Raw genomic sequence first — 25,434 nt, forward strand, 5'->3', positions numbered from 1 at the left:
AGGGATTTCCGTGATCCAGTTCGCATTTCGTCTATGTAAACGAAATGTAGCAACAGATCAAGCAGGAGATGTCCTGGCGTTACTTCTTTGCCCTGGCCTGGCGGACTTGCAGTTTGACTTTCCTCTCTGCAAAATAACTGTATGAATATACAGCAACCTGGGGAATGAGATGGCAGGACGAGGCAGCAGCCACAATATCGAGCACCGCTTCAGCGGCCCGCAGATCGACGCCGTCGATGATGGCTGGTCATCTACCGAGTGGGAGGCAGCGTTTGAAGCGGGTGTTCCCCGCACCGAGGTGAAAGAAATCACCGCCCGCAGCATCATCAGCTACAACAGCTCGCCGGACGTCCCTTTCGGCCACTCCATCAATCCCTATCAAGGGTGCGAACACGGCTGCATTTACTGCTATGCCAGACCCAGCCACGCCTACCTCGAGCTATCTCCGGGTCTCGACTTCGAGACCCGGCTGTTTGCCAAGCTCAACGCCGCCGAGCTGCTGCGCCGGGAGTTTGCCAAGCCGAGCTACCAACCCCAGATCATATTCCTCGGGGCCAATACCGACCCCTATCAGCCCATCGAACACCACTATCGCCTCACCCGCCAGCTACTGGAGGTGATGCTGGCCCATCGCCACCCGGTGGGGATCATCACCAAGAGCGCCATGATCCTGCGCGACCTCGATCTGCTGACGGAGCTGGCCCAAGAGGGGCTCTGCCAGGTGATGGTGTCGGTCACCACCCTCAACGAAACGCTGAGGCGGCAGCTGGAGCCCAGGGCCAGCACAGGGGCGGGCCGGCTCAAGGTGATCGAGAAGCTGGCGCTGGCGGGCGTGCCGGTGGGGGTGCTGGCCGCCCCCATGATCCCGCGGCTCAACGAACCCGAGCTCGAGCAGATCATCAAGGCCGCCGTGGCCGCCGGGGCAGGTTGCGCAGATTACATCCTGCTGCGTCTGCCCCACGAGCTGACCACCCTCTTCAGCGACTGGCTGGATGAGTACTATCCGGGCCAGAAGGAGGCCATATTGAACCAGCTGCGGGCAAGCCGGGGCGGTCTCCTCAACAGTCCCGCCTTCGGCACCCGCATGCGAGGAGAAGGGCAGTTTGCCGACCTGCTGGCCCAGCGCTTTCGCCTCATCAGCAGGCGGCTGCAACTGGGCAAGCGCCACATCCAGCTGAACCTGGATCGTTTCATCCGCCCGGGCGAGCAACTGCGGCTGTTTTGAGCCTTGCCCTCAACCTCGCGCTCTCGATGGATAAGAACGCACCGGTTTGCCCTGCACGATCAGCTCCGCCGGCAGGCGTGAAGGTTCATACGCAACCTCCTCTTCCCCGGCGGGTACATTCTTCCCAGTCTCCTGTCCCCACATCCGGCTCCACCAGATTTCCCACATTACCCAGCTCGTCATAAGATGCTCCTTCGCGGCGGAGGCCGCCGTTGTGATCGCCGACACAGGCAAGATGCCCTGCCCCCATGACAAGGGCATGACGCCCCGATGGCATCTCGGTTGCTACTATGGTGGCTACTGGGCGGGAATGACCGAACGGCGGACATAAAAAAAGAGCGACCTGAAGGTCGCTCTTTTTATCGGTTAAAGGGGGAACGATTACTCGTCGCCCGCCTCCCCTTCATCGACGGCACCGGTGTCTGCGGCGGTGTCGGTGCCTTCAGACACCTCCCCCTCGACGGCCAGGGCCTCGGTCTCCTCTTCGTCGCTCTCGGCAACGCGCTGCAAGCCGACCACGGTTTCGTCTTCACCGGTACGGATCAGACGTACACCGCCGGTGTTACGACCGATGACGCTCACCTCGGCAACACGGGTACGCACCAGGGTACCGCCATTGGTGATCAGCATGATCTGGTCGGTATCCTCGACCTGGATCGCATCGATCACCTTGCCGTTGCGTTCATCCACCTTGATGGAGATAACGCCCTGGGTACCACGGCTCTTGGTCGGGTATTCGTCCAGCGCAGTGCGCTTGCCGTAGCCGTTCTCGGTGGCGGTGAGGATAGCCCCTTCGCCGCGCGGCACGATAAGGGAGACTACCTTGTCACCGGCGCCCAGCTTGATGCCGCGCACACCGGCAGCGGTACGGCCCATGGGTCGCACGCCCTTGAAGGTGCCCTTGCTCTCGCTGCCTTCGCCGTTGTCGCTGCCATCATCGTCGTTGCCGGCGTCGTCGTCGGTTTCGACCTCGTCAGTGGCATCGGCATCAGCGCGACCGCTGCCTTCCGCGAAGCGAACAACCTTGCCCGCGTCGGAGAAGAGCATGATCTCGTTGCTGCCATCGGTGATGTCCACCCCGATCAGCTCATCACCCTCTTTGAGGTTGATGGCGCGAATACCGGAGGAGAGCGGACGGCTGAAGTCGGACAGGCTGGTCTTCTTCACAGTGCCGTTGGCGGTGGCGAAGAAGACGTACTTGTCGGCGTCATACTCTTTCACCGGCAGGATGGCGGTGATGCGTTCACCCTCTTCCAGCGGCAACAGGTTGATGATCGGACGACCGCGGGCGCCACGGGACGCCTCCGGCAGCTGATACACCTTGAGCCAGTAGACCTTGCCACGGGTGGAGAAGCACAGAATGGTGTCGTGGGTGTTGGCCACCAGCAGACGCTCCACAAAGTCCTCTTCCTTGATCCGGGTGGCCGACTTGCCACGACCACCGCGGCGCTGGGCCTCGTAGTCTGAGAGCGGCTGATACTTCACATAGCCCTGGTGAGACAGGGTCACGACCACGTCTTCCGGGGTGATCAGATCTTCGATGTTGATCTCGGCACTGGACATGCTGATCTCGGTGCGACGCTCGTCGCCGTACTGCTCGCGCACGGCCAGCAGTTCATCGCGGATCACTTCCATCAGGCGTTCCGGGCTTGCCAGGATGTGCAGCAGCTCGGTGATGAGATCCAGCAGAGATTGATACTCTTCCAGGATCTTCTCGTGCTCGAGGCCGGTCAGCTTGTGCAGACGCAGGTCGAGGATGGCCTGGGCCTGGATCTCGGTCAGGAAGTACTGGCCGTCGCGAATGCCGAACTCCGGCTCCAGCCACTCGGGGCGAGCCGCGTCGTCGCCGGCTTTCTCCAGCATGGCGGCCACGTTGCCGAGTTCCCAGCCCTTGGCCACCAGGGCGGCTTTCGCATCCGCCGGGGTCGCGCTGTGGCGAATGAGCTCGATGATGGGGTCGATGTTGGCCAATGCCACCGCCAACCCTTCCAGGATGTGCGCCCGATCCCGCGCCTTGCGCAGCTCGAACACGGTCCGGCGGGTCACCACCTCACGGCGGTGCAGCAGGAAGGCATCCAGGATCTCTTTAAGGTTCATCACCTTGGGCTGGTTGTTGTCCAGCGCAACCATGTTGATGCCGAAGGTGGTCTGCATCTGGGTGTGCTTGTAGAGATTGTTCAGCACAATCTCGCCGGACTCGCCGCGCTTGATCTCGATGACGATGCGCATGCCGTCCTTGTCGGACTCATCGCGCAGGGCGCTGATGCCCTCGATCTTCTTCTCTTTGACCAGCTCGGCGATCTTCTCGATCAGGCGAGCCTTGTTCACCTGATAGGGGATCTCGTGGACGATGATGGTCTCGCGACCGCTCTTCTCGTCCACTTCCACCTCGGCCTTGGCGCGCACATAGATGGAGCCACGACCAGTACGGTACGCCTGCACGATGCCGGAACGGCCGTTGATGATGCCACCGGTGGGGAAATCCGGGCCGGTGACATGGGTCATCAGCTCGTCAATGGTGAGGTCGCCGTTTTCGATCAGCGCCAGACAGCCGTTGACAATCTCGGTGAGATTATGAGGCGGGATGTTGGTCGCCATGCCCACCGCGATACCGGAGGAGCCGTTGACCAGCAGGGTGGGGACCTTGGTGGGCATGACAGCCGGGATCATCTCGGTGCCGTCGTAGTTCGGCACCCAGTCCACGGTCTCTTTGTCCAGATCGGCCAGCAGCTCGTGGGAGATGCGCGCCATCCGCACTTCGGTGTAACGCATGGCCGCGGCGTTGTCGCCGTCCACAGAACCGAAGTTGCCCTGACCGTCGACCAGCATGTAGCGCATGGAGAAATCCTGCGCCATACGGACGATGGTGTCATACACGGCGCTGTCGCCATGCGGGTGATATTTACCGATTACGTCACCGACCACACGGGCCGATTTTTTATAGGGCTTGTTCCAGTCGTTCCCCAGCTCGTTCATTGCATACAGAACGCGGCGGTGAACCGGTTTCAAGCCATCACGCACATCCGGCAGAGCTCGTCCTACGATCACGCTCATGGCGTAATCCAGATAGGAACTCTTGAGCTCTTCTTCGATGTTGACCGGCGTGATCTCTCTGGCCAGATCGCTCATAGAAAGCCTTAATCCCTAATTAGTTGTTCTTTGGCTTAAACAGCGCGACATGGTAACACACTGAGCCAAATACATTAAGCCACAAATCCGATGAGCACATCGGGCTGGTGCGACGAGGTCGGTCCGTTATAATGCGCGCCAGGACAATAGATTGCGCGCGCCCAGCCCGCTGCGCGCCTTGCCACAGGATCATCAAAACATGAATAGTGATGCCAATGTCGATCTGACAGAAATCGCCAAATTTGAAGCCATCGCCTCCCGCTGGTGGGACATGGAGGGCGAATTCAAGCCGCTGCATCAAATCAACCCGGTGCGCCTTGACTGGATCACCGACAAGAGCGGCGGCCTGTTTGGCAAGCGCGTGCTCGACATCGGCTGCGGTGGCGGCATCCTCTCCGAGAGCATGGCCCGCCGGGGGGCCCGGGTCACCGGCATCGACATGGGCAAGGAGCCCCTCGGCGTCGCCCGCCTCCACGCGCTGGAACAAGGTGTGGAGCTCGAGTACCGCCAGATCACCGCCGAAGCCCACGCAGATGAAGCGCCCGGCCAGTATGACGTGGTCACCTGCATGGAGATGCTGGAGCACGTGCCGGACCCGGCCTCGGTGCTGCGCGCCATTTCCACCCTGGTGCGCCCGGGGGGCAAGGTGTTCGTCTCCACCATCAACCGCAACCCCAAAGCCTATCTGATGATGATCCTCGGGGCCGAGTACCTGATGAAGATGGTCCCCAAGGGCACCCACGACCACAAGAAGTTCATCACCCCGGCCGAACTCTGTCGCATGGGCGAGGCGGCGGGCCTGCTGGTGCGGGACATGAGTGGCGTGCACTATGCGCCGCTCTCCAACAGCTTCAAACTCGGTCGCAATGTCGACGTCAACTACATGGTCGCCTTCGAGCGCCCGGAGCAAGGCTGATGAGCGTCCCCCACCCTATGCCCCTTCGCTGCGTCCTGTTTGATCTCGACGGTACTCTGCTCGACACCGCGCCGGATCTCGGCGCCGCCGTCAACCACGTGCTGGTAAGCGAAGGCTTTGCCCCGCTGCCCGACGACATCATCCGCCAGACCACCTCCCACGGAGCCCTCGGGCTGCTCAGGGCCGGCCTTGGGGAGGAGCTGCTCGAGGAGCTGGGGGCCACACGCCTTCGCACCGCCCTGCTGGACTACTATGCGGCCAACCTCTGCGTCGGCACCCGCCCCTATGAGGGCATGGTGGATCTCATCGAGTGGCTCGACGAGCGGCAACTGCCCTGGGGCATCGTCACCAACAAGCCGGGCTTTCTCACCGAGCCGCTCCTGGCCGCCCTGCCCGAGCTCGCCAGCTGCGGCGTGGCGGTCAGCGCCGACACCCTGCCGGTGCGCAAGCCCGACCCCGCCCCCATGTACTTTGCCTGCGAGCGGCTCGGAGTGGACGCGGCGCACTGCCTCTATGTGGGGGATCACGTACGCGACATCGAGGCGGGTCGCAATGCGGGGATGCGCACCGCCGTCGCAGGCTGGGGTTATCTGAATGACAATGAGGATCCCGCCGACTGGGGTGCGGATCTGCAGTTCGATACCGTGCAGGCCCTGCACCACTGGCTGCGCTACGAGCTGACCTGAGCCCATTGTCCGGTCCACAAGGCCTCAATAGTAGAGATGGATCTGCGGGGCAACTTTGACAGTCCGCCCATGGCTGGATGCGCATCCGCCATGGCGCGGGAGTCGCCCCGCAGCGCGCCAGAGGGATGTCGGACGTCCCCTCTTTTTGCGGGCTTGGCAACCCCCCGAACGGCATAACAGGACACCTTTTGACCCTGTCTGCACAAGGGATGAGCAGGCCGGATTTGCTAGTAAAAACACCCTGCTTTCGCAAGCAAAAAAAGTTATTTTAATTTTCCATCTTCGATCGCCGGACTTGCATTTACCGGATCGGACGCATGAAAACCCGTTCGCTGTGAGCGTCCACTAACTCGGCTCCCGACACCCACAATTTATCCACAGCTAATGCGTTATCCACAGATTGCAATGCCGTGACGACCTCACTATCTTGTAGTTCGCATTCAAAATAACACTATATCTTGTGATTCATCGCGCTATACGCCCCCACCCCGTCGCCTGGATTGGCCCGTCGGGAGCGTCGCGCGATGGTTTTTCGGGAATCCACCGATACCGCCAGGTATCAATGAAAGGGGTCATCAGCCAATGAACTTGTTTGTGACGAAGCGTAACGGACACAAAGAACCCATCGATCTGGACAAGATCCACCGCGTGCTCGACTGGGCCGCCGAGAAGCTCGACAACGTGTCGGTCTCCCAGGTGGAGCTCAAGTCCCACATCCAGTTCTATGACGGCATCCGTACCGCCGACATCCACGAGACCATCATCAAGGCTGCTGCTGACCTCATCTCCGAACAGAGCCCGGACTACCAGTACATGGCCGCCCGTCTGGCCATCTTCCACCTGCGCAAGAAGGCCTACGGCCAGTTCGAGCCGCCTCACCTGTACCAGCACGTAGCCAAACTGGTGGACATGGGCAAATACGACAAGCACCTGCTGGAAGACTACACCCAGGCCGAGTTCGAGGAGCTGAACGGTTACCTCGATCACTGGCGCGACATGGACTTCTCCTACGCCGCCGTCAAGCAGCTGGAAGGCAAGTACCTGGTCCAGAACCGCGTCACTGGCGAAATTTACGAGAGCCCGCAGTTCCTCTACATCCTGGTAGCGGCCTGCCTCTTCTCCAAGTATCCGAAAGATACCCGTCTGGACTACATCAAGCGCTTCTATGATGCGGTCTCGACCTTCAAGATCTCCCTGCCGACCCCCATCATGAGCGGCGTGCGCACCCCGACCCGCCAGTTCAGCTCCTGCGTGCTGATCGAGTGCGACGACAGCCTGGACTCCATCAACGCGACCGCCAGCGCCATCGTACGTTACGTCTCCCAGCGCGCCGGCATCGGCATCAACGCCGGTCGCATCCGTGGCCTGGGCAGCCCCATCCGTGGCGGCGAAGCCTTCCACACCGGCTGCATCCCCTTCTACAAGTACTTCCAGACTGCCGTGAAGTGCTGCTCCCAGGGCGGCGTGCGCGGCGGTGCGGCCACCCTCTTCTACCCCCTGTGGCACACCGAAGTGGAAAGCCTGCTGGTGCTGAAGAACAACCGCGGCGTGGAAGAGAACCGGGTCCGTCACATGGACTACGGCGTGCAGATCAACAAGCTGATGTACCAGCGCCTCATCAAGGGCGGCGACATCACCCTGTTCTCCCCGTCCGACGCACCTGGCCTCTATGACGCCTTCTTCGCGGATCAGGACAAGTTCGAAGCGCTCTACGTCAAGTACGAGCAGGATCCGGCCATCCGCAAGAAGACCCTGAAGGCGGTGGATCTCTTCTCCCTGATGATGCAGGAGCGTGCCGGTACCGGTCGCATCTACATCCAGAACGTGGACCACTGCAACACCCACAGCCCGTTCGATCCGAGCGTGGCGCCGGTACGCCAGTCCAACCTCTGCCTCGAGATCGCGCTGCCCACCAAGCCGCTGAACAACGTGGACGACGAAGAGGGCGAGATCGCGCTCTGTACGCTTTCTGCCTTCAACCTGGGCGCCATCGAGAAGCTGGAAGACCTGGAAGAGATGGCTGATCTGGCGGTACGCGCCCTGGACGCCCTGCTCGACTATCAGGACTACCCGCTCAAGGCCGCCATGAAGGGCAGCATGAACCGCCGCACCCTGGGGATCGGCGTCATCAACTACGCCTACTACCTGGCCAAAAACGGTGCCCGCTACTCCGACGGTTCTGGTCTGGCGCTGACCCACCGCACCTTCGAGGCGATCCAGTACTATCTGCTGAAGGCCTCCGTGCAGCTGGCCCGCGAATTCGGCCCCTGCCCGGCGTTCAACGAGACCACCTACGCCCAGGGTATCCTGCCCATCGATACCTATAAGAAGGATCTGGACGGCCTGTGCAACGAGCCGCTGCACCTGGACTGGGAAAGCCTGCGCGAGGAGATCCGCACCGTGGGTCTGCGCAACTCCACCCTGACCGCCCTGATGCCGAGCGAGACCTCCAGCCAGATCTCCAACGCCACCAACGGCATCGAGCCGCCCCGCGGCCTGGTCTCCGTCAAGGCGTCCAAGGACGGCATCCTCAAGCAGGTGGTGCCCGAGTACCATCGCCTGAAGGATCAGTACGAGCTGCTGTGGAAACAGCCGAGCGTCGACGGTTACCTGCAGCTGGTCGGCATCATGCAGAAGTTCGTGGATCAGGCGATCTCCGCCAACACCAACTACGATCCGGCCCGCTTCGAAGGCAACAAGGTACCGATGAAGCAGCTGCTCAAGGACTTGCTGACCGCCTACAAGTACGGCCTCAAGACCCTCTACTACCACAACACCCGTGACGGTGCAGACGACACCCAGACCGATCTGCAGGATGACGGGTGTGCCGGCGGGGCTTGCAAGATCTAACCGCCGAGCCATCTGATGAACCGGGCGGGAGCATGAAGCTCCCGCCTTCCTGTTTCCCCCATTTCACGACAGTCGAACCATGGCCTATTCAACTTTCTGCCAGACCCAAAACGATCAGCTCAAGGAGCCGATGTTCTTCGGCCAATCGGTCAACGTGGCCCGTTATGATCAGCAAAAGCACGACATCTTCGAGCGGCTGATCGAGAAACAGCTCTCCTTCTTCTGGCGCCCGGAAGAGGTGGACGTCTCCCACGACCGCATCGATTTCCAGGCCCTGCCCCCCCACGAGCAGCACATCTTCATCTCCAACCTGAAGTACCAGACCCTGCTGGACTCCATCCAGGGACGCAGCCCGAACGTGGCGCTGCTGCCCCTGGTCTCCATCCCTGAGCTGGAGACCTGGATCGAGACCTGGGCCTTCTCCGAGACCATCCACTCTCGCTCCTACACCCACATCATCCGCAACATCGTCAACAACCCGGGCCAGGTGTTCGACGATATCGTGACCAACGAGCAGATCCTGAAGCGCGCCGGCTCCATCAGCCACTTCTATGACGATCTGATCGAGGCCACCTCCGTCTATCACCTGCACGGTGAGGGGACCCACCGGATCGGGGATCGCGAGGTGACCATCAGCCTGCGCGAGCTCAAGAAGAAGCTTTATCTCTGCCTGATGAGCGTCAACGCCCTGGAGGCGATCCGCTTCTACGTCAGCTTCGCCTGCTCCTTCGCCTTCGCCGAGCGCGAGCTGATGGAGGGCAATGCCAAGATCATCAAGATGATCGCCCGCGACGAAGCCCTTCATCTCACTGGGACGCAGCATATGCTGAACCTGATGCGCAGCGGCAACGACGATCCCGACATGGCGGAGATCGCCGTCGAGTGCGAGCAGGCCTGCTTCGAGCTGTTCAAGGAAGCGGCCCTGCAGGAGAAGGAGTGGGCCGAGTACCTGTTCCAGGACGGCTCCATGATCGGCCTGAACAAGGACATCCTCTGCCAGTACGTGGAGTACATCACCAACCTGCGCATGGCGGCGGTGGGCCTGCAGCCGGCCTTTGCCGGCACCAAGCAGAACCCCATCCCCTGGATCAACACCTGGCTCTCCTCCGACAACGTGCAGGTAGCGCCTCAGGAAGTGGAAGTGAGTTCCTACCTGGTCGGTCAGATCGACAGTGAAGTGCACGCCGACGATCTCGGTGACTTCGAGCTGTGATTGCACGCGCCCGGACTGACGGCAACCTTCATGCCGTTTCTTGGTGAGGTCTTGCCGTGAGTGAGGCCATCGGCACCCTGCCCCCCGCCCCGTCTCTGAGAGACGCCGAGCACGAGGCCGCAACGCCACGGGTCCATACCCGGGACGGGGTGCTGCACGCCCATCCCGGCGAGAGCGTGCTGGAAACCCTGGAGCGCCACGGCCACAGGGTCGAGTTCCAGTGCCGCAGCGGCTACTGCGGCGCCTGCCGCACGCCGCTGCTGGCAGGCAAGGTGCACTATGCCGCCGTCCCGCTCGCCTTTGTCTCCCAGGGGGAGTGCCTGCCCTGCTGCTGCCAGCCGGTAGGCGCCATCAAGCTGGATATCCGGAAGGGCTGACAGCCCCGGCCCCCGGGTTCTGCACAGCAAACAAAAAGCCGCCGGAGCAATCCGGCGGCTTTTTGTCTCTATCTCTTCGTTGAGGGCGCCCTCTTGCAGACGCCCTCACCCTCAGCGGATTACAACCAGGGAGCGGCTGTCGGCCCGTGGTGCAGGCCCAGCTTCCAGACACGGCCGAAGTGCTTGTAGTGCCCCGCTTCCACACCGGCCCTCTCCCCCATGCCGTGGTAGAGGTCCAGGTGTCCCTTCTTCACCGCGCCGCCCACATCGAGCGCGATCAGCAGGCGCAGCTGGTGCCTGCCGGTCCAGTTGCCGGCCTTGTCGAGCAGAGGCACTTCCGCGAGGATGGGGGTGCCCATGGGCAGCAGGGTCTTGTCGGCCGCCACCGCCGCCATGGGCAGCAGCGGAATGCCGGCGGCCCCGACCACGTCGTTGGTGGGACGGCGTTCGAAGAAGACATAGGAGGGGTTCTGCTCCACCAGCTCCTTCACGCTCTCCTCCGGCTGGCGGCTCGCCCACTCCTTGATGGCCTTCATGGACATCTGCTCCTTGGGTACCTCGCCGCGGTCGATGAGCACCCGGCCGATGCTCACGTAGCCGTGACCGTTCTTGCCGCTGTAGCCGAGGTATTGCAGCCGGTCGTCATCGCCGTAGTGGACGAAGCCCGAGCCCTGCACGTCCATCAGGAAGTTATCGATGAGGGAGCGGCTGTAGCCCAGCTCCAGCCCGCGGTTGGCCAGCGCACCTCTGTGGATCTGGGCCCGGCTCGGGCAGCGCCCGCCACAGTTGGGCATGGCGTAGATGGGGTACTTGTACTCGGCATCCGGGCGGTGACGCACCTCCAGCACCGGCGAGTAGTAGCCGGTGAAGAGCACGTTGCCCATGCGATCGGCGCCGCCGAGCTGGGCCAGGCTGACGCCGTAGCGGGTGATCTGGGCGGGATCGCCGCCATTGGCCACCCAGCGGGAGAGCTGACGATAGAGCTCCCCATAGCGGCTCGCCATGCGGCCGGATCGCTCCAGCACCAGCCGGCTCTGGGGGCCGAACTTGCTGTAATCTGCGCGCGCGCGGCTGTTGACCCGCTCCACCCGCACCAGATCCCCTGGCAGGGCACCATCCAGATACTGCTTGCCCAGGTTTTCCGGGACCTCACAGTTCAGAAAGCATCTGGAATCCGCCTTTTTCTGGGGCGCCTTGACCGGTTCAGGGCTGCCCGCACAACCGGCCAACCCCACCACGGCGGCGGCCAACCAGTACGCATGTCTATTCATATGTCCTCATATAACACCTTGTGTCTTGCACGGCGGGGAAGATGCCAAAATTGCCATGGGAAAGCAAACGCCTTCCACCCTCACACGACGGATTTTTCCTGCAGGGATCTTCTGGGTTATAACAAGGTGACAAGGTGTGAGAGGTCATGGATGGAACAGCTCGAATTCTTCCCGCTCGAGAGCCCCTGTGTCGGGGTCTGCGAGCTGAACAACAAGGGGTATTGCAAGGGGTGCCTGCGCAGCCGGGAAGAGCGTTTCTACTGGCAGAAGATGACCCCTGTCCAGCAGCAGGAGGTGCTGCGCCTGTGCCGCAATCGCAAGGCCAGGGTCGAGGCGGCGCGGCGCAAGGCCAGGGAAGGTGAACCGCCCGAGGCCCCGCCGCAGCCCGATCTGGATTTCTGACGCTTTCCCCCCTTTTTGCCAACCATAAGAAAGGCGGCCCGCAGGCCGCCTTTTTCATTTACCCACATCCGGCTCAGGCCATCGCCAGCCTGGTCTGTTCCTCGCCGCGCTTGAGCATGGCATAGGAGACCCCGGTCAGAAGCGACCCCGCCGCAATCGCCACGATATACATCAGTACGTTGCTGATGGCGTTAGGGATGAAGAGCACGAACAGGCCGCCGTGGGGCGCCACCAGCTCGCAGCCGAACAGCATGGAGAGGGCACCGGTCAGGGCACCACCCACCATGCAGGCCGGGATGACCCGCATGGGATCCTTGGCGGCAAACGGGATGGCCCCCTCGGAGATGAAGCACAGACCCAGTACGAAGGAGGCCTTGCCCGCTTCCTGCTCCGCCTTGATGAACTTCTTGCTGGCCAGGAAGGTCGCGATGCCCATCCCCAGTGCCGGTACCATGCCGGCGGCCATCACGGCAGCCATGGGGGCATAGGTCTTGGAGGCGAGCAGGCCGACCCCGAAGGCGTAGGCCGCCTTGTTGACCGGGCCGCCCATGTCGAAGCACATCATGGCGCCGATGATGACACCCAGCAGCACGGCGTTGGCGGAGCCCATGTTGTTGAGGAACTCGGTCATGGCGTTCATGATGCCGGCCACCGGGCCGCCCACCACGTAGATCATCACCAGGCCGGTAAACAGACTGGCAAAGAGCGGGATGATGAGGATGGGCTTGAGCGCTTCCAGGGTCACCGGCAGGCGCACCTTGTCGCTCAGGTACTTGGCACTGTAACCGGCAAGGAAGCCACCGACGATGCCACCGAGGAAACCGGCGCCCAGGGAGCTTGCCAGCATACCGGCGATCATGCCGGGAGCGAGACCCGGACGGTCGGCGATGGAGTAGGCGATGTAGCCCGCCAGCACCGGGATCATCAGGGCGAAGGCGGAGCCGCCGCCGATCTTCATCAGCGCCGCCGCGAGGGTCCCCTCCTCCTTGAACGCCTCAATCCCAAACACGAATGACAGGGCGATGATAAGGCCGCCCGCCACCACCATGGGCAGCATGAAGGAGACGCCGGTCAGCAGGTGCTTGTAGGGGCCCGCCTTCTCCTCTTTCTTGGGGGAGGCAGCGCCGCTGTGGCGATAGGTCTTGGCCTCGGTCCAGGCCTTGTCGAGCTCGGCGCGGGTCTTCTTGAGGGCAGCCCCTGTGCTGGTGCGATAGACAGGCTTGCCGTCGAAGCGCGCCATGTCCACCTCGATGTCGGTGGCGAGGAACACCAGATCGGCGGATGCAATCTCGTCCGCCGTCAGGGCGTTCTGGGCACCGACCGAGCCCTGGGTCTCGACGCGGATCTGATGGCCCAGCTGCTTGGCCATGGTCTCCAGCGCTTCCGCGGACATGAAGGTGTGGGCCACCCCGGTCGGACAGGCGGTCACCGCGACGATGCGCTTGGCACCGGCGGCAGCCTTGGCCACGGCAGGCGCGGCCTGATGGCGATAGACGCTGGCACCGCTGCGCGCGGCCTCCAGCAGGGAGGCCGGATCTTGCAGCGCCAGGTCCATGTCACCCCGATAGAGCGACTTGCCGTCATAGGCGGCCAGATCCACCGGGGCACTGGCCACGACCAGCACCAGGTCGGCGGCGGCAATCTGCTCCTTGCTTGGCGCCTGACGTGGCTGCACGCTGGAGTCGACATCGAGGATGAGTTCCCAGCCCGCCAGTTTGGCCTGCTGTTCTATCCGTTTTGCAGCGAGAAAGCTGGTGGCAATGCCCGCCGGGCAAGCCGTAACCAGAATTGCTTTCATTGGGCATCTCCTGAGTTATCCATTGAATGGGAATGGGGTTGACGTTGTGCCGCATCCAGGCGAGTCAGGCGCACCTGCTCGAGCAAGGGATCCAGCACCTTGATATCGCTAAAACCGACCGCTACCTGGCTCACCGCCAGGGCCGAGACGGCGGTGGCCAGACGCAGGGTCTGCTCTGCGCTCCAGCCGAGACTGAGACCATGGGCCAGCCCGGCCACCAGGGAGTCGCCGGCACCGACAGTGCTGACCACCTCCATGCGCGGCGGAATGGCCTGCCAGGTGGCATCCGGTCCAAACCAGAGGAGCCCGTCGGCGCCGTTGGAGATCACCACGTGGGGGATCCCGCTGGCCTGCAGCGCACGGGCGCACTCCGCCTGCTCCTCCAGGGTCCGGATGGGGCGCCCGGCCCACTGCTCAAGCTCCTCCAGATTCGGTTTGACCAGGGTCGGCGCCGCTTTGAGCCCTTCGGTGAGGGCCGCGCCGCTGCAATCGAAGATCACCTGCTTGCCCCTGGCCTTGAGCAGCGCGATGAGGTGGGCGCAGTAGGCCGGCGCCACGCCCTTGGGCAGGCTGCCCGCCAGCACGAACCAGTCGGCCTTGGGTGCCAGCCGCTCCAGCTCTGCCTCCAGGGCGCTCACCTCGGCCTCGTGCACGGTGAGCCCCGGCAGATTGAGATCGGTCACCCGGCCGGATTGCTCGGAGATCTTGACGTTGATGCGGGTGCTACCCGCGACGCGCAAGAAGTGATCGGCAAGCGCACGCTCCTCGAACAGGGAGACAAAGCTCTGCTGGTTCTCGGCGCCAAGCCAGCCGGTCAGGCCCACGTCACGGCCGAGATCTTTCAGGACCATGGCGACGTTGATCCCCTTGCCGGCGGCGCGCAAGTTCGCCTCGCTCACCAGATTGACCTCGCCAGGGTGCATGGTCTCCAGGCGGGTGGTGAGATCGAGCGCCGGGTTCAGGGTGATGGTGACGATGTCCATCAGTGTGCCCCCTCGCCCAGGCCGGCGGCGATGGCCTCACCCAGCCCCTTGAGGGCCGCTTCGGCATCCGGCCCTTCGGCGCGAAACGCGAGACGATGACCGCACTTGACGCCGAGGCCGATGACCTTCATCAGGCTCTTGGCGGAGACGGCTTCGCCACTGCCGTCGAGGTTCGCCACGCGAATGTCGGACTCATACTCCTTGGCCACCTTGACCAGCATGGCGCCCGGGCGGGCATGCAGGCCATGGGGGTTGATGATGGTGAAGGTATCGGACAGACCGCTCGCCGGGCCGGATTGCAGCATGGCGAGGCCATCGCTGCCCGCCAGGGTCCCGAGCTGGCCTGCGGCGGCGAGCCGGGCCAGGTTGTCGAGCTGCGCCAGATGGCCCGCGTCGGCGGCGCACAGCAGCAGCAGTGCGCTGACAGGCTGATCACCTGCGGTCAGCACCGCACTCGGGGTCGCCAGCACCCAGCCGGTCTGGGCGGCCTGGGCGCGAGCCAGCCAGATCCCCTCCCCCAGATGGACGGGAGCACTGGCCAGCAGGGCGCTCACCATGGCAGCGTCTCCCCATCCTGCGGATTTGGCGCGGGCCGCAGCCCCCAGCAGCAGCTGGTCCTGATCGTCGGCCGGGAAATCGGCCAGGGTCAGGAACTGGACCTCTTTTGCCGCGCTGGCGCCGGTCAGGATGTCGATGATGGTCTCTTCGTCGGTGGCCTCCTTGAGGCGGGCCGCCGCCTGTTCATCACCCAGCACGTGGGTGAGCTGGCGCAGGATCCCCAGGTGCTCGTCGGACTTGGCAGCGATGCCGATGGCCACATAGGCCGTCTGCCCGTCATCCCACTCGATGCCGTGAGGGAACTGGGCCACCATGACGCCGGTGCTCTTCACCAGATGGCGGGTATCCGTGGTGCCGTGGGGAATGGCGATGCCGCTGCCCAGGTAGGTGGCGTGCTGGGCTTCTCGTGCCAGCATGCCGTCCACGTAACCCGCCTCCACCAGACCGGCTTCGGTCAGTTTGCCGGCCAGGAGGGCGATAGCGTCCGCCTTGGTCGTCACCGATTGTCCCAGCAGGATTTGCTGTCGCGCCAACTTCAACATAGAGATTCTCCATCAGGTCCGGCGGCGCCTCGGGGCGAGCCGGCTCAACTCAACGTGGTTTTCGGGTAACTTGCCTGCTGACAATAGACGGGGATCTCCCCTTTGGTGAGCCGGGGCGCATTTCCCGCCCCCCGTTCTCATCGCCTACTGACAAGCTGAATCGTTTCACTTACACTCAGACTGAATCGTTTCAGCCAATTGTTCAAGATCCCGCTAAGAGTGCTTTTCAATGATATGATCCCGCGCACACTTTTCGGTGCCCCCAACCAGGAACCGGCGCGGGCCTAGCAACTCAAACAGAGCCAATATGATGAAACTGGATGAAATCGCCGCACTGGCCGGCGTCTCGCGCACCACGGCCAGCTATGTGATCAACGGCAAGGCCGATCAATACCGCATCAGCCAGACCACCCGTGACAAGGTGATGGCCGTGGTCCATGCCCACAACTACCAACCGGACAGCCGCGCCGCTTCCCTGCGGGGCGGCCAGACCAAGACGCTGGGCTTCATCCTGCCCGACCTCGAGAACGCCAGCTATGCCAAGCTCGCCAAGCGCCTCGAACAGGGGGCCCGCACCCAGGGCTACCAGCTGCTGATCGTCTGCTCGGAAGACGAACCCGAGACCGAGAAAGAGCTGGCCCGCATGCTGGTCAGCCGCCATGTGGATGCCCTCCTGGTGGCGAGCTGTCTGCCCCCCTCGGATCCCTTCTATCTGGAGCAGCAGACTCACGGGGTGCAGATCCTCGCCATCGACCGGGCCATGAGCGCCGATCACTTCGTCACCGTGGCGAGCGAAAACCAGAAGGCGAGCTTCGATCTCACCGCCTCCCTGCTCGGCTCCACTCTGCGCCATGTTGCCCTGATCACCGCTCTGCCCACCCTCACGATCAGCTGTGAACGCCTCGCCGGTTTCCAGCAGGCCCTCGCCAGCCATGCCAGCCCCCTGACGCCCCACGTCTGCGAGGGGGAGCAGTTCTCCCGCGCCGAGGGGTATCGCCTGATCAAGACGCTGCACCAGCAACTCGGCCAGTTGCCCGAGGCCCTGGTGGCCACCTCCTACATCCTGATGGAGGGGGTGCTCGACTACCTGCTGGAGCAGGAGAGCGACATGAGCCGGATCGCCATGGCCACCTTCGGGGACGATCGCCTGCTCGACTTCCTCCCCTTTGGCATCAACTCCCTGCCCCAGCAGCACGATGCCCTCGCCGGCCAGGCACTCACCCTGGCCCTGGATGCCATCAACGGCACCTACCGCGCCGGCCTGCACTATGTGAGCCGCACCCTGAAACGCCGCCGCTGACGCGAAATGGACGTGCCGAAGGCGACCCCGGTCGCCTTTGCGCATTTTTACGCCATCCGCTCCAGGAAGCTGTCATCATTTATTGCCACACTGGCGCCTTCCACAGTAGAACCTTCGCTCAATCCCGCTTGTTTTCGATATTTTAATCGGCTAACGTGGCAACCCTGTTTTACAACCTGCGGCTGTTCGTAACGATGTCTCCACTCCGATATTGCTAGCCTCCGGCCTTCCCCCGGAGGCACCCCGACACCTGGCACCCTGCCACCCCTCATGATGCTTTTTTAGATTCGGATGGATAACATGAACACCAAGACCCTGGGTTGTACCCTGTTGATTGCCGGCACCACCATAGGCGCCGGCATGCTGGCCCTGCCGCTGGCCTCTTCGTCGCTCGGCGGCCCCGCCACCCTCATGCTGATGATCGGCCTCTGGGCCCTGATGGCCTTCACCGCCATGCTGCAGGTGGAAGCCAGCCTCAGCACCGGCAAGTGGTACCTGCACCAGCTGGCTGATCACCTGCTCGGCCCCTGGGGCAAGGGCATCGCCTCCTTCTGCATCCTGATGCTGTTCTACGCGCTGGCCTCCGCCTACATCAGCGGTGGCAGCAGCCTGCTGGCCCAGGCACTGGCGGACGCGGGTCTGCCCCTGAGTCAGGAGCAGGCCGCCTGGGCCTTTACCCTGCTGTTTGGCGGCATGGTCTGCGTCGGCACCAGGCAGGTGGATTACCTCAACCGCCTGATGTTCACCGTCAAACTGGTGATCATGGTGGCCGTGCTGGCCCTGCTGCTGCCCCGTGCCCAGGGGGAGCACCTGCTCTCCATGCCACTCGGTCAGGGCCTGCTGCTGGCGGGCCTGCCTGTCATCTTCACTTCGTTCGGCTTCCACGGCTCCATTCCGAGCGTGATGCTCTACCTGGGCGACTGCCCCAAGCAGCTGCGCCGGGTCTTCGTGTGGGGCTCAGCTCTGCCGCTCATCCTCTACGTGCTGTGGCAAGTGGCGATCCTCGGGCTGCTCGGTCAAGCATCCCTCATCCAGACCGGTGGCGCCCTGGACAGCCTGCTGGCCAACGTCGGCAGCCTGGTCAGCTGGCCCGCCTTCAACCAGGCGATGCACCTCTTTGCGGATCTTGCGCTTGCCACCTCCTTCCTCGGGGTGACGCTGGGGCTGTTCGACTTCATGGCCAAGGTGACCCGTCGCAAGGACAACTGGCAGGGCCGCACCCAGACCGGCCTCATCACCTTCGTGCCGCCCCTGCTGTTCGCCCTCTACTTCCCTCAAGGCTTCATCATGGCGCTGGGTTACGCCGCCATCGCGCTCGCGGTGCTGGCGGTGCTGCTGCCGGTGGCCCTGGTCTGGCAGAGTCGCAAGCAGGCCGAGCCCCACCACTACCGGGTCCCGGGCGGCGTGCTGGCCCTGGGTCTGGCCGGTGCCATGGGGGTGCTGATCGTCGGGGTGCAGGTCAGCGTAAGCCTGGGCTTCCTGCCCGCGCTCTGACGACCGGCCCTGGATGGAAAAGCAAAGCCCCGCCTTATTGGCGGGGCTTTTTGTTGGTCCTCTCTTTGTTGACCCCCTCTTCGGGCTCCTTTGGATAAGGCAGAAATCAACACCGTCACATCTGAACAAATACATGTTAATTTGTACGAATATGTACAAGCATGCGTCACTCCCCTACACTCATAGCCAGACGACAAGCCGTATCCGTGCCCGCGCCGGCACTCAGGTTCAGGAGGCATCATGGTCGCAATAGCTCAGACTCCCCAACGCGAGAGCGCCGTCGATCCCAGCAAGGCGCTGCCGGTGGTGTTTCGCATTCTGGATAAATGGCGGTGCAGCACGGATGAACAGCTGACCCTGCTCGGCATCTCCTCCCGTTCGACATTGAACAAGTACAAGGAGGCGAGCGGTGGTATCCGTCTCAGCGCCGATCTGCAGGAGCGGATGAGCTACATCCTCAACATCCACAAGAGCCTGCGGGTGCTGTTCAGCGTCGATGACAGCATCTACGGCTGGGTGCGCAAGCCCAACAGCCACCCCTTCTTCGCCGGGCGCAGCGCCATGGATGTCATGCAGGGGGGGCGGGTCGCCGATCTCTATGAGGTGGCCAACCGGTTGCACGCCTGGCGCGGAGGCATGGCCTGATGACCTCCATGCCCCCTCTGAGCGAGCTTGACGATCAGCAGGCCTTTCGCATCATCCCGAGCCGCTATCCCCCCATCTGCCTCTATGAAGACGTGGCCAACGCGGATGAGCTGGAGGCGGTCTGGGCCGTCGAGGCCCTGACCAACGATCGCCTGCGGGAAGAGGCCGGAGAGCTGGCGCGCGTACCGAAAGAGGATTGGCTGGTGGGGCTGGCCGGCGGCAGCTATGTGATGGCCGCCTTCACCCACCTCCATCCGGAGGGGGCCCGCTTCACCACGGGGGATTTTGGCGGCTACTACTGCGCCCCCCTGCTCGATACCGCGGTGAAAGAGACCGTCTATCACCAGGAGCGCGTCTTCGGCTACACCAACGAGCCGGCCCAGAAGCTGCAGATGCGGGTGCTCCACACCGAGTTTTGTGCCCGCCTGGTCGACATACGGGGGGAGGATTACCTCGCCTCCCCCCTCTATCACGCCACCGACTACGGCCACTCCCAGGCCTTTGCCCAAGAGCAGAAGCGCGGCGGAGCGGACGGCATCCACTACCGCTCGGTGCGCCACAGCGGCCACGACTGCTACGTGCTCTACCGCCCCCGCCTCATCACCAGGATCCACCAGAGCCAGCATCTGGAATACCACTGGAACGGCAGCGCCATCGCCAACGTACTGCAGATAAGGCTATACGGGGAATAACCTCCTCCGGATGTAAAAAGCCCCGCCAGATTGGCGGGGCTTTTCATTCAATCTTTCAGCGCAGGAGAGGCTCCCGAGGCGCTTACTGGTTGTGGCTGGCGCGGCGCGGACGGCGGGCCTGGGCCGGTTTGCCGGCGCCGCCTTCCGGGCGCTGACCGCCCTGGGGCTTAGGCTTGCCGCCGTTGCCAGTGCGATTGCCACCACCGTTACCACCGGCGCCATTGCCGGAGCGACCGGCGCCCTGACGCTGGCCTTGACCTTGCGGACGCGGCGCACGGCGCTGCTCGCTCGGATCGCGCGGCTCTTTGCGCAGCGGCGCGCCGATACCACGGGCGATGTTGTCCAAAGTCTCGCGGGAGGCTTCGAAGCCCACCACCTGCTCACAGGGGATGCTCTGCTTGGTCAGGCGCTCGATGGCCTTGATGAGCTTGCCTTCGTCCGCCGCCACCAGAGAGATGGCGTGACCGGCGGCGCCGGCACGGCCGGTACGGCCGATACGGTGCACGTAATCTTCCGCCACGTTTGGCAGCTCGAAGTTCACCACCTGGGGCAGCTTGTCGATGTCGAGGCCACGGGCGGCGATGTCGGTCGCGACCATGACGCGCACGCTGCCATCCTTGAAGCCGGACAGGGCGCGGGTACGGGCCCCCTGGCTCTTGTTGCCGTGGATGGCGGCGGCGCTGATGCCATCTTTCTCAAGCTTCTCGGCAACCCGGTTGGCGATGTGCTTGGTGCGGGTAAAGACCAGCACCTGCTGCCAGTCGTTGCTGGAGATGAGGTGGCTCAGCAGGGCGATCTTGTTGGCCTTGTCGCACGGGTGCACCAGCTGCTCGATGCGCTCGGCGGTGCTGTTGCGCGGGGTCACTTCGATCACCGCCGGGTTGTCCAGGAGGCCGGTGGCCAGCTCGCGAATTTCGTCGGCGAAGGTGGCGGAGAAGAGCAGGTTCTGACGCTTCTTCGGCAGCAAGGCCAGGATGCGGCGGATGTCGCGGATAAAGCCCATGTCGAGCATGCGATCCGCTTCGTCCAGCACCAGGATCTCGACTTCATCGAACTTGACGGCGTTCTGGTTGTAAAGGTCCATCAGGCGACCCGGGCAGGCCACCAGCACGTCCAGACCACGGCGGGTCGCCATCATCTGGGGGTTGATGCTCACGCCACCAAAGACCACGTGGCTGCGGATCGGCAGGTGCTTGCCGTAGTTGCGCACGCTCTCGCCCACCTGGGCGGCCAGCTCGCGGGTCGGGGTCAGCACCAGGGCGCGGATGCGGTTCGGGGAGACCTTGCGTTTGCTCTCGGTGAGGCGCTGGAGCATCGGCAGGGTGAAGCCTGCGGTCTTGCCGGTCCCGGTCTGGGCGGCGGCCATCAGGTCACGGCCAGCCAGGACGGCCGGAATTGCTTGTTGCTGAATGGGAGACGGGGTGTCGTAGCCTTGCTCGGCAACGGCACGCAACAAGGGTTCGGCCAGACCGAGGGAAGTAAAACTCATAGTTACCTGCTAGGGATAGCGGCGCCGGGGATTGTGGTGGGGCTCCTCTGCCGAGCCGATGCCATCTCACAGGATCCGGGCCTATGGAGAAAACACGATTTCCCCGGGGAGCAGAGCAAAGGGGAAAGAATAGAGGCGCAGTCTAACGGAGTTGGCGCACTTACACGAGGAAAATGTGATGGGCCTCCCAGCACGGGTGGAAAAGCCGGTCAGGCCGCGGCAGAATGGCGAAAATGCGGCCGTATGGCTCTGGGCCCCTGCGCAAGAGGGAGGGGGCGGCGCAACACATGGAACAGGAGGTTCTGCTTGAGAAGGATATTCACCCCCGCCGTTATCCGGCGCACCCTGGCCCTCGCCTTGCCGCTACTCCTGAGCCTGCCGCTCGGCGCCAGGGAGACGATGTCGGTAGCCTGGAGCCACTGGCCCCCCTTCAGCGAGATCGACGCCGACGGTACCCTCGGCGGGCTGGACGTGACCCTGACCCGCCAGATCCTCCAGGACGCGGGCTTTCACCCCGTGTTTCGCAACCTCCCCTGGGCCCGGGCCCTGCATCTCATGAAGCACCAGCAGCTGGATGTGGCCATGGGCGCCCTGAAGACACCGGAGCGGGAGCAGTTTGCCCGCTTCTCGGCCCCCTATCGGCGTGCCAGTTTCGTGTTGCTGAGCCAGGGCGCCCCCCAGGCTGGCGGCGATCGCTGGCAGGGGATAACCCAGCTGTCGGATCTCTGTGGCCAGACGGGACTGCGTCTTGGCAAGCTGCGGGGTACCCGCCCCCTGCCCGTGAGCGCGCAGTGCCCCGCTCTTGGGCAGGCGGTCGAATACAACTCGGACGATCGGCTGCTCACGCTCTTGCTGGCGCGGCGCCTCGACGGGGTCATCATGGAGTGGCAGCATGCCCGCCACCGCTTGACCCAGCTCGGTGCAAACGGCTTCGTGCAGTGTCAGGTACTGCTGCACCAGCAGCCGGTCAGCCTGATGTTCGCCAAAGAGACCGTAAGCGAGGGCGCCCTCGCCCGCATCGATGCCGCCATCGCCGCCCTCCCCTCACCGGATCCTGCCCTGGCCACGCCCCCTTGCCGCCTGGACGCAAGCCTGCCTTCCACGGCCACGGCCATCTGACCCACAGGCCGAAGGCAAGAAACCATAAAAAAGGCGACCCCGGGGGTCGCCTTGTCGTCTCTGGTGATCACTCACCCTGGCAGTTGCGCGATCAGCGCAGCTGCGGGGTCTGGGTATGCACGCCCTGGTTCTGGGCGCGGTGACGCAGCAGGTGATCCATCAGCACCAGGGCCAGCATGGCCTCGGCGATGGGCACGGCACGGATGCCGACGCAGGGGTCGTGACGCCCCTTGGTGATCATCTCGGTGGCCTCGCCGCTGGTGGTGATGGTCTTGCCCGGCACAGTGATGCTGGAGGTAGGCTTGAGGGCCATGCTCACCACGATCTCCTGACCCGACGAAATGCCCCCCAGGATGCCGCCCGCATGGTTGCTGGCAAAGCCGGTCGGCGTCATCTCGTCCCGGTGCTCGGAGCCCTTCTGCTCCACTACCCCGAAACCGTCGCCGATCTCGACCCCTTTCACCGCATTGATGCCCATCATGGCGTGGGCGATGTCGGCGTCGAGGCGATCGAACACGGGTTCGCCCAGCCCCACCGGCACGTTGCGCGCCACCACGGAGACCTTGGCCCCCACGCTGTTGCCCTCTTTCTTCAGGGCACGCATGTATTCATCAAGCGCCTCCAGCTTGCCCGCATCGGGGAAGAAGAAGGGGTTCTGTTCGATCTGGGTCTCGTCGAAGGCCTCCGCCTTGATGGGGCCGAGCTGGGAGAGGAAGCCGACGATCTCGATGCCGTGCACCAGCTTGAGGTACTTCTTGGCGATGGCCCCCGCCGCCACCCGCATGGCGGTTTCGCGGGCAGAGGATCGGCCGCCGCCACGGTAGTCACGCTGACCGTACTTCTGGTGATAGGTGTAGTCGGCGTGGCCCGGGCGGAACAGGTCCTTGATCTCGGAGTAGTCCTTGGAGCGCTGATCGGTGTTCTCGATGAGCAGGCCGATGGAGGTGCCCGTGGTCCTGCCCTCGAACACCCCGGAGAGGATCTTCACCTCGTCCGCCTCACGGCGCTGGGTGGTGTAGCGGGAGGTGCCGGGCTTGCGCCGGTCCAGATCCCCCTGCAGATCCGCCTCGCTGATTTCCAGCCCCGGCGGGCAGCCGTCGACCACGGCGCCCAGCGCCAGGCCGTGGCTTTCGCCAAAGGTGGTGACCCGAAAGAGTTGGCCAAAACTGTTCCCTGCCATGGGTGCTCCTTGCTGCTTAGTTCTTGTAGATGGCGAAATGGGCCTGGTACTGCTCGAGTTCTGCACGGGTCATCACGAAGACGCCGTGACCACCGTTCTCGAACTCCACCCAGGTGAAGGGCACGTCGGGGAACTGGGCTTCCAGGTGGATCATGCTGTTGCCCACCTCGACCACCAGCACCCCATCCTCTTTCAGGAAGTCGGCGGCGTTGGCCAGGATGCGCTTGGTGAGCTTGAGGCCGTCGGAGCCCGACGCCAGGGCCAGCTCCGGCTCGTGGCGAAACTCCTCCGGCAGATCCGACATGTCTTCGGAATCCACATAGGGGGGGTTGGAGACGATGAGATCGTACTTGTCACCGGCCGGCAGATCCCGGAACAGATCGGAGCGGATGGGGATGACCTGCTGCTCGAGGCCATGATCGTTGATGTTGCGCTCGGCCACGTTGAGGGCATCGACGCTGATGTCGATGGCATCCACTTCCGCGTGGGGGAACTCGTGGGCCATGATGATGGCGATGCAACCGGAGCCGGTGCAAAGATCCATGATCCGGGTTGGCTCGTCTTTCAGGAAGGGAGCGAAGCGGTTGGCCACCATCTCGGCGATGGGGGAGCGCGGGATGAGCACGCGCTCGTCCACATAGAACTCCCAACCGGCATACCAGGCCTTGTTGGTGAGATAAGGTGCCGGCACCCGCTCCTGCACGCGGCGGATGATGAGCTCGGCGATGCGGTGACGCTCGCTGGTGGTCAGGCGGGAGTGGCGCATGGCCGGATCCACGTCCGGCGGCAGATGTAACGCGGGCAGCACCAGTTGCACGGCCTCATCCCAGGCGTTGTCGGTACCATGTCCGTAGAAGATCCCGGCATCGTTGAAACGACTCATGGCCCAGCGCAACATGTCCTGGATGGTGTGCATCTCGGCAACCACCTCATCGATAAATATCTTGTCCAAATCCACCTCCAAGTCGAGTAATATCCGGCCCGAGAATTTTATACAGCGAGCAAGACGAGTACCTGATGAAAAAAACGCCCTCACTCACAGACGAGGAAAGCCTGCTGTTTCGCGATGCGGTCAAAGGTACCCGGAAAATAAAGCAAGATACCATAAGGGCCTCCTCAAGCCCGGTCAAGCAGAAACGCGAAGTGCGCGAGAGCCGCGAAAAGCTTGGGGTCGACCACTTTTTCAGCGACGAGTACCAGCCCCATCTCGAGGCGGACGGGCCGACCCGTTATGTGCGTGAAGACGTGTCGAAATTCGAGCTGAAAAAGCTCAAGCGCGGCAGCTACCCGCCGGAGATCTACCTGGACCTGCACGGCATGAACCAGCAGCAGGCCAAGCAGGAGCTGGCCGCCCTGCTCACCCTCTGCCGACGCGAGAACATTCACGTCGCCTCGGTGATGCACGGCATCGGCAAACATATCCTGAAGCAACGCATCCCGAGCTGGCTGGCCCAGCATCCCAACGTGCAGGCCTTCCACCAGGCGCCACGGGAATGGGGGGGAGAGAGCGCCATCCTGGTGCTGCTGGATATCGAAGAGTAACTGCTTCGCGCTCGCCTGGGGGC

The 25,434-nt window shown here is 63.4% G+C and carries 21 protein-coding genes; 13 read left to right on the plus strand and 8 right to left on the minus strand.

All coding sequences use genetic code 11. The annotated features are described in order from the left end of the window. Positions 1–169 precede the first annotated feature (169 nt). Positions 170–1,225: a PA0069 family radical SAM protein gene (locus J9885_RS08555; RefSeq protein ID WP_210548816.1), complete on the plus strand. Its 1,056-nt coding sequence runs from the start codon at positions 170–172 to the stop codon at positions 1,223–1,225. 381 nt (positions 1,226–1,606) lie between these two features. Here J9885_RS08555 and gyrA read toward each other — a convergent pair whose 3' ends face one another. Further along, positions 1,607–4,354 (minus strand): DNA topoisomerase (ATP-hydrolyzing) subunit A, encoded by a 2,748-nt coding sequence (gene gyrA / locus J9885_RS08560; protein WP_210548818.1) that lies wholly within the window; start codon positions 4,352–4,354, stop codon positions 1,607–1,609. Positions 4,355–4,553: 199 nt separating this feature from the next. On the opposite strand from gyrA, the gene ubiG reads away from it, so the two are divergent. The 5 genes from ubiG (at position 4,554) to yfaE (ending at position 10,396) form a co-directional block, all read left to right on the plus strand. Beyond that, complete coding sequence (gene ubiG, locus J9885_RS08565) at positions 4,554–5,270, plus strand: bifunctional 2-polyprenyl-6-hydroxyphenol methylase/3-demethylubiquinol 3-O-methyltransferase UbiG (protein WP_210548820.1); 717 nt, start codon at positions 4,554–4,556, stop codon at positions 5,268–5,270. Continuing rightward, positions 5,270–5,956: an HAD-IA family hydrolase gene (locus J9885_RS08570; RefSeq protein ID WP_210548822.1), complete on the plus strand. Its 687-nt coding sequence runs from the start codon at positions 5,270–5,272 to the stop codon at positions 5,954–5,956. Before ubiG ends, J9885_RS08570 begins: the two co-directional genes overlap by 1 nt. Before the next feature lie 582 nt (positions 5,957–6,538). Further along, complete coding sequence (nrdA, locus tag J9885_RS08575; RefSeq protein WP_210548824.1) at positions 6,539–8,806, plus strand: class 1a ribonucleoside-diphosphate reductase subunit alpha; 2,268 nt, start codon at positions 6,539–6,541, stop codon at positions 8,804–8,806. 79 nt (positions 8,807–8,885) lie between these two features. Next, positions 8,886–10,019 carry a class Ia ribonucleoside-diphosphate reductase subunit beta gene (nrdB, locus tag J9885_RS08580; protein WP_010674816.1) on the plus strand — a complete coding sequence of 378 codons (1,134 nt, stop codon included), beginning with the start codon at positions 8,886–8,888 and terminating at the stop codon, positions 10,017–10,019. 77 nt (positions 10,020–10,096) lie between these two features. Further along, entirely contained in the window at positions 10,097–10,396 is a 300-nt protein-coding gene (gene yfaE / locus J9885_RS08585; RefSeq protein WP_269429547.1) for a class I ribonucleotide reductase maintenance protein YfaE, read from the plus strand. A gap of 119 nt (positions 10,397–10,515) precedes the next feature. Here yfaE and mltA read toward each other — a convergent pair whose 3' ends face one another. Continuing rightward, positions 10,516–11,667: a murein transglycosylase A gene (mltA, locus tag J9885_RS08590; protein WP_043760318.1), complete on the minus strand. Its 1,152-nt coding sequence runs from the start codon at positions 11,665–11,667 to the stop codon at positions 10,516–10,518. Between the two features lie 150 nt (positions 11,668–11,817). Between mltA and J9885_RS08595 the strand changes: the two genes are divergently transcribed. Next, positions 11,818–12,069, plus strand: coding sequence for a DUF1289 domain-containing protein (locus J9885_RS08595; RefSeq protein WP_210548826.1), 252 nt, complete (start codon positions 11,818–11,820; stop codon positions 12,067–12,069). Between the two features lie 73 nt (positions 12,070–12,142). Here the strand turns inward: J9885_RS08595 and fruA are convergent, their stop codons facing one another. The 3 genes from fruA to fruB are packed head-to-tail and all read right to left on the minus strand — an operon-like array spanning position 12,143 to position 15,950. Beyond that, a complete protein-coding gene (fruA, locus tag J9885_RS08600; protein WP_210548828.1) occupies positions 12,143–13,867 on the minus strand; it encodes a PTS fructose transporter subunit IIBC in 1,725 nt (574 codons plus the stop codon). Beyond that, complete coding sequence (gene pfkB / locus J9885_RS08605) at positions 13,864–14,850, minus strand: 1-phosphofructokinase (RefSeq protein WP_210548830.1); 987 nt, start codon at positions 14,848–14,850, stop codon at positions 13,864–13,866. The genes fruA and pfkB overlap by 4 nt, the downstream gene beginning before the upstream one ends. After that, complete coding sequence (gene fruB / locus J9885_RS08610) at positions 14,850–15,950, minus strand: fused PTS fructose transporter subunit IIA/HPr protein (protein WP_210548833.1); 1,101 nt, start codon at positions 15,948–15,950, stop codon at positions 14,850–14,852. Before fruB ends, pfkB begins: the two co-directional genes overlap by 1 nt. A gap of 307 nt (positions 15,951–16,257) precedes the next feature. Between fruB and cra the strand changes: the two genes are divergently transcribed. The 4 genes from cra to J9885_RS08630 all read left to right on the plus strand — a co-directional run bounded on the left by cra (position 16,258) and on the right by J9885_RS08630 (position 20,081). Continuing rightward, a complete protein-coding gene (cra, locus tag J9885_RS08615) occupies positions 16,258–17,250 on the plus strand; it encodes a catabolite repressor/activator (RefSeq protein WP_210548835.1) in 993 nt (330 codons plus the stop codon). Positions 17,251–17,550: 300 nt separating this feature from the next. Next, positions 17,551–18,744: an aromatic amino acid transport family protein gene (locus J9885_RS08620; protein WP_043808091.1), complete on the plus strand. Its 1,194-nt coding sequence runs from the start codon at positions 17,551–17,553 to the stop codon at positions 18,742–18,744. Between the two features lie 240 nt (positions 18,745–18,984). After that, positions 18,985–19,389 (plus strand): MbcA/ParS/Xre antitoxin family protein, encoded by a 405-nt coding sequence (locus tag J9885_RS08625; RefSeq protein ID WP_210548837.1) that lies wholly within the window; start codon positions 18,985–18,987, stop codon positions 19,387–19,389. Between the two features lie 8 nt (positions 19,390–19,397). Continuing rightward, on the plus strand, positions 19,398–20,081 hold the full coding sequence (locus J9885_RS08630; protein WP_210548971.1) for an RES family NAD+ phosphorylase: 684 nt from the start codon (positions 19,398–19,400) through the stop codon (positions 20,079–20,081). An 82-nt stretch (positions 20,082–20,163) separates the two neighbouring features. Here J9885_RS08630 and J9885_RS08635 read toward each other — a convergent pair whose 3' ends face one another. Continuing rightward, the gene (locus J9885_RS08635) at positions 20,164–21,570 is read right to left on the minus strand and encodes a DEAD/DEAH box helicase (RefSeq protein ID WP_210548839.1); all 1,407 of its coding nucleotides are present in this window, start codon (positions 21,568–21,570) and stop codon (positions 20,164–20,166) included. 399 nt (positions 21,571–21,969) lie between these two features. On the opposite strand from J9885_RS08635, the gene J9885_RS08640 reads away from it, so the two are divergent. Continuing rightward, positions 21,970–22,689, plus strand: a complete 720-nt coding sequence (locus tag J9885_RS08640; RefSeq protein WP_246876885.1) for a transporter substrate-binding domain-containing protein — start codon at positions 21,970–21,972, stop codon at positions 22,687–22,689. 91 nt (positions 22,690–22,780) lie between these two features. Here the strand turns inward: J9885_RS08640 and aroC are convergent, their stop codons facing one another. Further along, positions 22,781–23,869, minus strand: a complete 1,089-nt coding sequence (aroC, locus tag J9885_RS08645) for a chorismate synthase (protein ID WP_210548844.1) — start codon at positions 23,867–23,869, stop codon at positions 22,781–22,783. 16 nt (positions 23,870–23,885) lie between these two features. Next, positions 23,886–24,821: a 50S ribosomal protein L3 N(5)-glutamine methyltransferase gene (gene prmB, locus J9885_RS08650; protein WP_210548846.1), complete on the minus strand. Its 936-nt coding sequence runs from the start codon at positions 24,819–24,821 to the stop codon at positions 23,886–23,888. 65 nt (positions 24,822–24,886) lie between these two features. On the opposite strand from prmB, the gene smrB reads away from it, so the two are divergent. Beyond that, the gene (smrB, locus tag J9885_RS08655; protein ID WP_210548848.1) at positions 24,887–25,411 is read left to right on the plus strand and encodes an endonuclease SmrB; all 525 of its coding nucleotides are present in this window, start codon (positions 24,887–24,889) and stop codon (positions 25,409–25,411) included. The last annotated feature ends 23 nt before the right edge of the window (positions 25,412–25,434 follow it).

Origin of the sequence: Aeromonas sp. SrichE-2G (assembly GCF_017939565.1) — a bacterium.
Lineage (GTDB): Bacteria > Pseudomonadota > Gammaproteobacteria > Enterobacterales > Aeromonadaceae > Aeromonas > Aeromonas taiwanensis.